Origin of the sequence: Microcoleus sp. N3A4 (assembly GCF_036701805.1) — a bacterium.
Lineage (GTDB): Bacteria > Cyanobacteriota > Cyanobacteriia > Cyanobacteriales > Microcoleaceae > Microcoleus.
On record NZ_JAUBRJ010000087.1, the window covers coordinates 21783 to 29731 of the forward strand.

Annotated in this window: 14 protein-coding genes; 3 read left to right on the plus strand and 11 right to left on the minus strand. The window is 42.5% G+C overall.

Annotated features, from left to right (window positions below):
• Positions 1 to 114: 114 nt before the first annotated feature.
• Positions 115 to 330, plus strand: a complete 216-nt coding sequence (locus QUA56_RS32005) for a hypothetical protein (RefSeq protein WP_333366628.1) — start codon at positions 115 to 117, stop codon at positions 328 to 330.
• Positions 327 to 620, plus strand: coding sequence for a hypothetical protein (locus QUA56_RS32010; protein WP_333366631.1), 294 nt, complete (start codon positions 327 to 329; stop codon positions 618 to 620). The genes QUA56_RS32005 and QUA56_RS32010 overlap by 4 nt, the downstream gene beginning before the upstream one ends.
• Before the next feature lie 2 nt (positions 621 to 622).
• Here QUA56_RS32010 and QUA56_RS32015 read toward each other — a convergent pair whose 3' ends face one another.
• From QUA56_RS32015 to QUA56_RS32065, 11 genes are all read right to left on the minus strand, one after another.
• Complete coding sequence (locus QUA56_RS32015; protein WP_333366633.1) at positions 623 to 1474, minus strand: ThiF family adenylyltransferase; 852 nt, start codon at positions 1472 to 1474, stop codon at positions 623 to 625.
• Positions 1475 to 1496: 22 nt separating this feature from the next.
• Complete coding sequence (locus tag QUA56_RS32020) at positions 1497 to 2228, minus strand: hypothetical protein (RefSeq protein WP_333366645.1); 732 nt, start codon at positions 2226 to 2228, stop codon at positions 1497 to 1499.
• Positions 2221 to 2928: a hypothetical protein gene (locus tag QUA56_RS32025; protein ID WP_333366648.1), complete on the minus strand. Its 708-nt coding sequence runs from the start codon at positions 2926 to 2928 to the stop codon at positions 2221 to 2223. Before QUA56_RS32025 ends, QUA56_RS32020 begins: the two co-directional genes overlap by 8 nt.
• On the minus strand, positions 2901 to 3713 hold the full coding sequence (locus QUA56_RS32030) for a hypothetical protein (RefSeq protein WP_333366650.1): 813 nt from the start codon (positions 3711 to 3713) through the stop codon (positions 2901 to 2903). Before QUA56_RS32030 ends, QUA56_RS32025 begins: the two co-directional genes overlap by 28 nt.
• Before the next feature lies 1 nt (position 3714).
• Positions 3715 to 3963 carry a hypothetical protein gene (locus tag QUA56_RS32035; RefSeq protein WP_333366653.1) on the minus strand — a complete coding sequence of 83 codons (249 nt, stop codon included), beginning with the start codon at positions 3961 to 3963 and terminating at the stop codon, positions 3715 to 3717.
• Positions 3964 to 3965: 2 nt separating this feature from the next.
• Positions 3966 to 4163 (minus strand): hypothetical protein, encoded by a 198-nt coding sequence (locus QUA56_RS32040; RefSeq protein ID WP_015211755.1) that lies wholly within the window; start codon positions 4161 to 4163, stop codon positions 3966 to 3968.
• 28 nt (positions 4164 to 4191) lie between these two features.
• Positions 4192 to 4893: a hypothetical protein gene (locus QUA56_RS32045; RefSeq protein WP_333366656.1), complete on the minus strand. Its 702-nt coding sequence runs from the start codon at positions 4891 to 4893 to the stop codon at positions 4192 to 4194.
• Positions 4894 to 4955: 62 nt separating this feature from the next.
• Positions 4956 to 5147, minus strand: a complete 192-nt coding sequence (locus QUA56_RS32050) for a hypothetical protein (protein WP_333048808.1) — start codon at positions 5145 to 5147, stop codon at positions 4956 to 4958.
• Positions 5148 to 5333: 186 nt separating this feature from the next.
• Positions 5334 to 6020, minus strand: a complete 687-nt coding sequence (locus QUA56_RS32055; RefSeq protein ID WP_333366696.1) for a siphovirus Gp157 family protein — start codon at positions 6018 to 6020, stop codon at positions 5334 to 5336.
• Between the two features lie 3 nt (positions 6021 to 6023).
• Entirely contained in the window at positions 6024 to 6251 is a 228-nt protein-coding gene (locus QUA56_RS32060; protein ID WP_333366699.1) for a hypothetical protein, read from the minus strand.
• Positions 6252 to 6284: 33 nt separating this feature from the next.
• Positions 6285 to 6776 (minus strand): hypothetical protein, encoded by a 492-nt coding sequence (locus tag QUA56_RS32065; protein WP_333366701.1) that lies wholly within the window; start codon positions 6774 to 6776, stop codon positions 6285 to 6287.
• Positions 6777 to 6972: 196 nt separating this feature from the next.
• Here QUA56_RS32065 and QUA56_RS32070 point away from each other — a divergent pair, with 196 nt between their 5' ends.
• Positions 6973 to 7920 carry a hypothetical protein gene (locus QUA56_RS32070; RefSeq protein WP_333366704.1) on the plus strand — a complete coding sequence of 316 codons (948 nt, stop codon included), beginning with the start codon at positions 6973 to 6975 and terminating at the stop codon, positions 7918 to 7920.
• Positions 7921 to 7949: the final 29 nt, after the last annotated feature.

Below are 7949 nucleotides of genomic sequence, written 5' to 3' on the forward strand. Positions count from 1 at the left end.
AGAAATTAACCATATAACTCCGGTTTCTGCGCCGTTCGATGGCAAACTAAATACAGAAAAAGAATTTCGGTGTCGTTATCCTTCAAACACAAAAAATTATTAGGAGAAAATCCAATGGCAAACAACACCTCTTTAGAGGAACGAATAGCAGCAGTAGAAGCAGCAATTACCGAATTGCAGAAACAAGTTGCAAATCCTCAACCAACAAATTGGCTACAACAAATTACAGGGTCTTTCAAAGATGAACCTGCCTTTGAGGAGGTACGGGCATTAGGACGAGCAATTCGTCAAGGTGATGAGTCTTTACTAGAAGCACAAGACGAGCTATGAAATATTTATTGGACACAGACCATCTGAGCATTCTTCAACGTCAAACTCTTAAGGATTATAGCAACCTTTCAACACGCATGGCTCAATACCCACTATCAGATTTTGCGGTGTCAATTGTCACCTTTCACGAACAAATGCTTGGCTGTCACGCCTATATTAATCGCGATCACACCCTCAATGACATAGTGAAAGGATATGAGATGATGGCGCGACTGGTTAGTGACTTTAAAGTATTGCCCCTCTTCTCATTTGATGCGGGTGCAGCTACAACATTTGAGCAATTAAAGTAAGGTTAGCATGGTATTATTGTTCCACTTGCGATCGCTTTTACTACCGCGCACACTGACTGCTGGGTGATATAAATTGACCTCGCCGTCCCACTCTCCAAATCAAAATAGGTCGCAAACCGCTTGAGATTGCCCGCAGCCATCCGGTACAAATAATCCGCCGCCTCAGCCGCCACCCGGACATTCACACTCTCGCTCTGCAAGTTCAGCGCCGCCATCTCAGCACAAGATAAGTTATTTGTCAACTCTTCAGGTTTCGGTTTCAAAAGGTCAGGAGCCTGAAGCATCGGAGATGGCAGCCTAGCACATCCCAGCCCCCCAAAATTATAGAACTCTGGGTCAGTTTCCAAAGAACTGCCCAGCAAAATTTGTCCGGCTGCTGCATGATTTCCGCAATCCAGATACCACACGCGGGGAATTTCAGAACGGCTGTAAAATTGGTTTAACTCCAGAGCCTGATTAATTGCCGCTCTCCCGGCTGCCGTGTCCACGCACCCCACCAGGATGGTCAGCTTGTCGTAGGCGTAGCGGATTAGCTTGGGGTCAAATTCCTGCACGAAAGCCGTCGTGTCAACTCCCCAAGCGATAGAGTATCTCAACGCTAGAACCAGCGCCTTGGGCAGTCCGATTTCCTTATCGCAGAAAGCTTGCCTGCTGATGTTGGCTTCTTCAACTCGATCGGGATCTGCGATCGCAAATTGCACCTTTTTCCCCGACTTACCCAAACTCCGTGCCAGTCGCGCAATGTGATACGACAGCCAGGAACCAGTTCCTCCCGCCCCAATAAGCCAAAAATCAATCGAATCAGCTTGTCTGACAATCAGAGGCGAAGCTTCCAAATAATCATAATTAAACATGGGGTAAATCTCCAAATGTTGTTTACAATTCCCTTGGGTCATCTAACAAAGATGGCGCAACAGAACAGGAGTAGAATTTATCAATCAAATCGTCTTTTTTTCCACCAACTGTGACATCTACAATGAAACTCGGTAATTCAAATATCCAGTCAGCCGGAACGTGCCAGAACTGTCGATAAACTCCCACGCGGCAAATAATTTCAGCACTCGATTCAGTCACTCTCCCTAAAACTACGAAAATGCGGAAACCCCCTTCATCTGCATCATCTGCACCTGAGAAGAAAGCTGCCATCCGATTGTGCGAATGTACCTCTACAGTGGCGTTAATGTACGAAGAATCTAAACCGTATTCAATTGCTCTACATTTAGCAGAACTTTGCGTTTGCTCTGGAATTACGAGCCGCCATTGTCCTTGTTCCTGATGAATATGGAAAGTGATTTCTAACGGTGGTTCTGCAAGCGCGGCGATACAACTTTCTTTCCACATTTGGATGAGTATCTGCTGAGGAATTCGTCCGGGAGTTAATCGGACTAAAGGCTCAATCGGTTCTAATCCTCTGATGGACGCGGTAAAAATTTCCACCGGAATTATCACTTCTAACCCCAGTCTAACCGCTCTAACAAAGATGCCATTGCTGCCAATCAGATACTCGAACATACTGCTAGAGTGAAACGGCAGATTGTCTCCGACTTTGACAATCTTATAATCGACAAATTCTAAGTTGTAGGGATTCAGTTTAGGTGGTTCAATCATCAGTTATTGCTGAAACTAATTTGGCAATTGTTTGGTTCGTGCTGACTAAATCTTTAACTGGGTAAGATGAACGTTTAACTGCTTTTTCGAGCTGCAAGCGCACGTCACTGGGTTGCGCCCTAGATTTGCCATCACTCAAATGTCCGTTGAAAGGACTAGAGATGAACATTTCCCAAGCTTTTGTAATCGTATTGGGCGCAGCTACAGGCGGTTTATTATCTCCCCAGCAAATGCGTCCGCAAGGTTGATAGGAATGCAAATAAACATTGGGTAGCGGAACCTGAAAAGCTTCTGCTTCTGGGTCAAATTTCGAGCCTTTAATTGCCCAAACCCAGTAATCAGATTTCAACCCCAAAAACACCAATGCTGGTAAAGAAACTAAGTGCTTTGATTCCAACAAATTTATTTCGTGTTTCTGAGGTAGCACGAATTTGATTGTCCATTCCCCGGCGCTGCCAGTTCCCCAACGTACTATCCCCGATTCAGGGTTTATCCAACCCGAATCAATGGGTGTATTTGCAAAAGCTGCTCGCAGAGTTGCTGGTGACAGACATTTGTACTTGGAACTATCCCCCGATTGATAGTGAAAAATGTAAGTACCGCCCTCAATAAAGAGAAGTTCGGCTTGAATAGCGGACAACTTTCGGGGGGCAACCTCTAGTACCTCCCGAATTATTTCAGATGCAATGTCAGATTCCATAATGCTAAGAGATGTGAGAAATTCGTGTTAGGGTCAGATTCAATCCAGTCAATCAATTCGCAGGCTTTATCTAATAGCTGAGTGGCTTTTTTCCATTCACTAGCTAGGAATTTAATGTCTTCAATTGTCCAGGGTCTTGATTCAAAATTGCGATTCCAGTAACTTTCACAGCAAACACTTTGGTCTAGCCAAATATTTCCTGTTTCCAAGTCAAGGAGTGCTAATGCTGTAGGCAAATCGCTGATGGGGGGTGCAACACGACGAGCTAATCTTTTAAGAAGTTTGAAGTTAGTTTTTTCGGGATGTGCAATGTCTTTCAAGCTGTATCCAAACGTACATTCGTACCACGATTCTCCTTCATCGCCTGCTACCGATTCCAACCACCATCGACCTGACTGCGAAAGCGGGAGTAATCTCTGCCATCCGCTTCGCAATGCGTCAATTCCTTCTTCATGGTCTTGCCAATCTATTCCTTTAGGCGAGACAGGAATTTGATAGAGGCGCTCTTCATAAGCACCCTCTATAATTATGTCGTCAATGGGAAACAGATGTTCGCTAACTAGCGAAATAAACTCCAACTCCTTCGGACTGTGACTTTCATCTTCAGAGTAGAGTTCTGATTGGCTTTTTTCCCATTTAAAAGGAAACAATTCTTGATAAAGACTGAGTAGCTGATAAGTGTTCAGCTTAGTCCACAAATAGTCGGTTGCTGATTTAAAGTCGGTGATTGGTTGGCACCGCTGTAATATTTGCAAAGCGGATTTAGCATTCCAAATTGCAGCCATATCAAAACCCCATTGGAACTGCACCAGCTACAGAGCGACTATTTAACAGTCGTTCCTTGGTTTGCTCAACTGCTCTCACGTCGTCTGTCCCTTTTGAAATAGCTAACTCAATAGCTTTTACCATTTCTTTCATAGTCGCGCTATCGAGTTCGCCAGAAAGCTCTAACCGTTGTAGTTTCCTGCACATAGATAGTGCTGGATTGACTTCCTCTGGTGCATTGATGAGGAATTCTAAAGGAGTCATTCTCATGGTTATTTTACTCCTTTAGAGCCGTTGCGTTTGGCTACTGTAATCAATTCTCCAGGTTTTCTAATGATGTCGGCGTTGGCGCAATCGGGGTAATAAGTTGTGAGCAATTTGCGGAGTTCGTTATCATCATTTGCTATTTCCTCATCAACAGGATGCTGTTGTCCCTCGAAGGAAATTAGCACTTTCTTTTTTGAAGTCATTTTTTTATCCCAAAAGTAGGTATGTTGGTCAAATCCCAAATAAGGTCAGTTGCGTTCCAGTAGTTTTAGACTCTGTAGAAGTTGTAGACGTAGTGGTGCTACTTGCTTCGCTTCCAGGTTTATTTGGGTTAGCGCTTCTTTTCTTTTGGTTGCGAGCATTAGCAATCTGTCGCCGCACTTGGCAATTAGGAAAATCTGCTACAAGTTCCTTCAGCAGTTCTTTGAGAGGTGGTGGTAATTCTCCCAATGATGACTCTCTTATCTTTTCGCTAACTGGAAAGTCCCTGTGACTACTTGCGGAAATGATTACAATCCGTCCCTCTGAATGACCATCATCTGGTTTAAATGTCAAGTGCAGTTCGACGGTACATTTATCGAAGATATAAGGTTCTTCTTGCTGTTCGGATTGTAAATTGCTAGATTCTTCGGTTTCAGAGAGAGTATTTTCTTCATCTTCCTCTGCCCATTTTTCATCATCTATGAAGTCTAAATCGTTCGCAGAGGTTGATGATTCAGTAGCGACTGGTTTTTTAACTTTAGCTGGCGAGAGTAGAGCTAGATAAGGTTTTTGAGCTTGCCAGCGAGTTCTGTCAAATAGCAGCCCAACTTTTTGAAATCTCTCCTCTATGGTTTCTTCATCTTCAGATTGAATTGTATACTCAATTAACTCTTCGCTCGTTACCGATAAACTGGCAGCAACGACTACATTTTTTGGTGTTAACCATTTCATTTGAGCGGTGTTATTTAATAGCTTATCATAGTGTATCTGGGCGATAGCCCCCCTAACTGGTGTTAATTAAAATCATTTTTGTTCAAACCTCCACTTAGTAGTAAAAGGGGTTCATCGGCGTAGGCTTCTATTTCCAAGTAATCGGTCATTGCTTCAGCGACAGCGGCTCGCATAGAACCAAGGATTACGAATAATCGCCCATCTTTTATGGGAAAAGATATATCAAGGTGATTGTCTCCTTCCTGAATCAACATGATAAGTTTACCTCGATAAACTCGGTAAGTAATTCTATCAAATGTTGAAATGTCAAACGAGTGGTTATTGTGTCTTTTCATGGAAATAGTTATACTAGATTAATTCAAAAAAAGGTTAGCAGATAGCATATAATAGCTATCTGCGGTTAGTGAAATCTCCCCAATCTTTTGTCTGAAAACCCTCTGCTAGCCGACTCTTGCTTTCACCTTCTTATTAGAAGTATCAGTGTTTTTAGGAAGCGCTTTTTCTTTACGCCCAGTCTTCTGTGTGGTAGAATGAGTTTCCTGAGAGTTTAATGCACGATTAGAAATTACTTCAGTGGCAGCGGTCAGATTTGATGGCACGATTCCGTATTCAACTCTGAGTTTACGCTCAATTCGAGTACCATCAACGGGAATGCCTTGTTTCCAATCTGCTAGTATTTTGCGTTTGTTGGGTGTAACAACTAACTTTTCTGTCCGGTACTCTGTTGGCAAATCGCAAGGATTGATTAACACTTCGCAACTTGGCGGATTTTCCTTGAGTCGAATGTGACGCGAACGCCCCACAATCTCTGTAGGAATTACTCCCATTGAGTGAAATTGTAGCAGGGTTTTATCTAGACTGTTGCGCCACCGTTCCAGTCGTTCAAGTGCCTTATTATGCAGTTCTACTAAGTGTTTTAAGCGTGCTTTTACGGCACAAATTTCAGCATCTAGTTGGTCTGCTAGTTCGGCTTGCGTGTCAGCAGCAATTTCGTGGTCTGTCTGAATTTCCCAAATTTCTTTGAGGATAGCCTCTTCTTCTTCGGGAGTTTCAGCAGTTTCCAATTGATTCCAGAGTTCTACTGCTTGTATTGAATATCTGGCTAACGAATCTTTAGCTAAATACATTAGTTACCACCTTCCACAACAATGAAAATATTCATCAAAAGTTTCAATTCGAGCGAGTATGGCTAGGGTTCCTGGCGTGAGTTCATCTGGTTCAATTTCTTCATCGCCTACTTCCTTATTTGGCATCTCTGGTATTACTTTTAGGGAGTCAGGTTTGAAATCCACTACTCCAACTAAATGAGCATTAGTGTAGGAAATGAGGATATCAGCTTCACATTTTGGCAGGGACATATTTGTGTAAAACCTAGTCTCAAGTTTAGGGGTTTAAGAATGCCTGCCATTTCGGTTAGAACCCCTTAAAATTTCAACCTTTTTCAAGGCAGGAACTCGCTGCTTGCGAGAGGGAATTTTTTCTTCAAATATGTCGGGTAATTCTTCTGAAAGGTCATCTTCATCGTCTTCAATATCGTCATTAGTGAAATTAGCATCGTTATCCTCATCCGCGTCATCCACTTCGCTTTCATCTGTCTGGACTTCTGGTTCTGGCGATGCAGCAGGTAAGGTAGTGGAGGTAGCGATGATGTCATAGCCTAGTTCTAGGATTAGCGACTTTACTACGCTTTCCATCTGTTGTTCCGATAACCCAGGAGTCGTTCTCTTGAGTTCCTGCTGTTTCATTAGCATCCACACTTCCAGAGTTTCTTCTGGTGTTGCAGTCTTCAATGCCAATTTGATTTTTCTAGTCAGTTTTTCCCGCGTGGATTTGAGACGGTCTGTGGCAATTCTTTGTGTATTATTGGGCTGATTTGTAGGCATAAGTAGTGGCGTACCAAATTATTATTTTCACCCAAAAAGGTGGGCGTTAGCCCATTTATAAGTCGATGACATCGGAAATTAGGTAGAGGTGTGTGTAATTCCTTGGCATGATGTGATAGGACGCGCATATTTAGTAATCTAAAGGTTGAAAATATACATAATTTGAGCTTGTACATCGCCTACAAAAAGCATAACCATGAGCCAAATAAGAGGCTTTTACCCAGTTATTCTTATCCCCGATTCAATTCGTCAGTTCTGCGCGGATAACCCGATACCTATTTTGGAAGAAAGTGCTTCTTCTACAAAAAAAATGCCTTTTCCGCCGCGACCGCCAGTTTCCAATAATTCTCGTTATTCTCTGGTAATTCAACTTTGGATAGCCAGTGTTGTGGTGGTAATGTTGGTTAACTGGCTGTTTGGCATGAGTGTTATGGCTTTCTGGTCATCGCTGACGTGTTCGTCAGTGAGTGTAGTGGCGACTTTTTCCTATCTGCGGTTTGTTGATTTTCAAGTGCGCGATCGCTACAAGCAACGACTGGCTGACTACCAACAACAATTATCCAAATACGAAAGTTATCAATTGTGTCGCTTGCAGCTAAATCACAAGGAAACTGAGCAATATAATTCTCTGTTGCAGGAACGATCTAAGCTGTTTAATATTTCTTTAAGACAAATTATTCAGCAGCCAGCAAGTCAGAGTAAGGGAGGAGTACAGCAAGGGGTAAGTGAAAAGCAATTTTTTATTTACTTATGTCGTTATTTCTCTGGTTTTTATGACTTCTGTATGGGTGGTGAGTTTCCTATACCCGGTACATCTTTTCGTTACACTGCTGACTTTATACTGGTTCATCAACCGACAGGTTTAGCTATAGATATCGAGATTGATGAACCTTATGATGGGCGAACTGGAAAGCCTCATCATTGTGTGGATAGGAATAAAGATAATCAGCGCAATCAGTTTTTCTTAGAAAGAAATTGGGTGGTGATTCGGTTTTCTGAGTTGCAAGTTGTCAAATATCCTGATAGTTGTTGTAAGGCGATCGCTAGAGTTGTTTCTGAAATTACAGGTGATTATAGAGGATTAGTTCAGTTACAACCCACATTCCGCAGGTCTTTAAATAGAATTGATGGTTATAAATTTTAAAAATTCAACCCTGAAGTGATTACTGGGTA

Bases quoted from the DNA above. Each gene is read 5' to 3' on its own strand.
- QUA56_RS32015 (WP_333366633.1), bottom strand. From the start codon at position 1,474: ATGTTTAATTATGATTATTTGGAAGCTTCGCCTCTGATTGTCAGACAA.
- QUA56_RS32025 (WP_333366648.1), bottom strand. From the start codon at position 2,928: ATGGAATCTGACATTGCATCTGAAATAATTCGGGAGGTACTAGAGGTT.
- QUA56_RS32005 (WP_333366628.1), top strand. From the start codon at position 115: ATGGCAAACAACACCTCTTTAGAGGAACGAATAGCAGCAGTAGAAGCA.
- QUA56_RS32010 (WP_333366631.1), top strand. From the start codon at position 327: ATGAAATATTTATTGGACACAGACCATCTGAGCATTCTTCAACGTCAA.
- QUA56_RS32030 (WP_333366650.1), bottom strand. From the start codon at position 3,713: ATGGCTGCAATTTGGAATGCTAAATCCGCTTTGCAAATATTACAGCGG.
- QUA56_RS32020 (WP_333366645.1), bottom strand. From the start codon at position 2,228: ATGATTGAACCACCTAAACTGAATCCCTACAACTTAGAATTTGTCGAT.
- QUA56_RS32045 (WP_333366656.1), bottom strand. From the start codon at position 4,893: ATGAAATGGTTAACACCAAAAAATGTAGTCGTTGCTGCCAGTTTATCG.
- QUA56_RS32050 (WP_333048808.1), bottom strand. From the start codon at position 5,147: ATGTTGATTCAGGAAGGAGACAATCACCTTGATATATCTTTTCCCATA.
- QUA56_RS32035 (WP_333366653.1), bottom strand. From the start codon at position 3,963: ATGAGAATGACTCCTTTAGAATTCCTCATCAATGCACCAGAGGAAGTC.
- QUA56_RS32040 (WP_015211755.1), bottom strand. From the start codon at position 4,163: ATGACTTCAAAAAAGAAAGTGCTAATTTCCTTCGAGGGACAACAGCAT.
- QUA56_RS32065 (WP_333366701.1), bottom strand. From the start codon at position 6,776: ATGCCTACAAATCAGCCCAATAATACACAAAGAATTGCCACAGACCGT.
- QUA56_RS32070 (WP_333366704.1), top strand. From the start codon at position 6,973: ATGAGCCAAATAAGAGGCTTTTACCCAGTTATTCTTATCCCCGATTCA.
- QUA56_RS32060 (WP_333366699.1), bottom strand. From the start codon at position 6,251: ATGTCCCTGCCAAAATGTGAAGCTGATATCCTCATTTCCTACACTAAT.
- QUA56_RS32055 (WP_333366696.1), bottom strand. From the start codon at position 6,020: ATGTATTTAGCTAAAGATTCGTTAGCCAGATATTCAATACAAGCAGTA.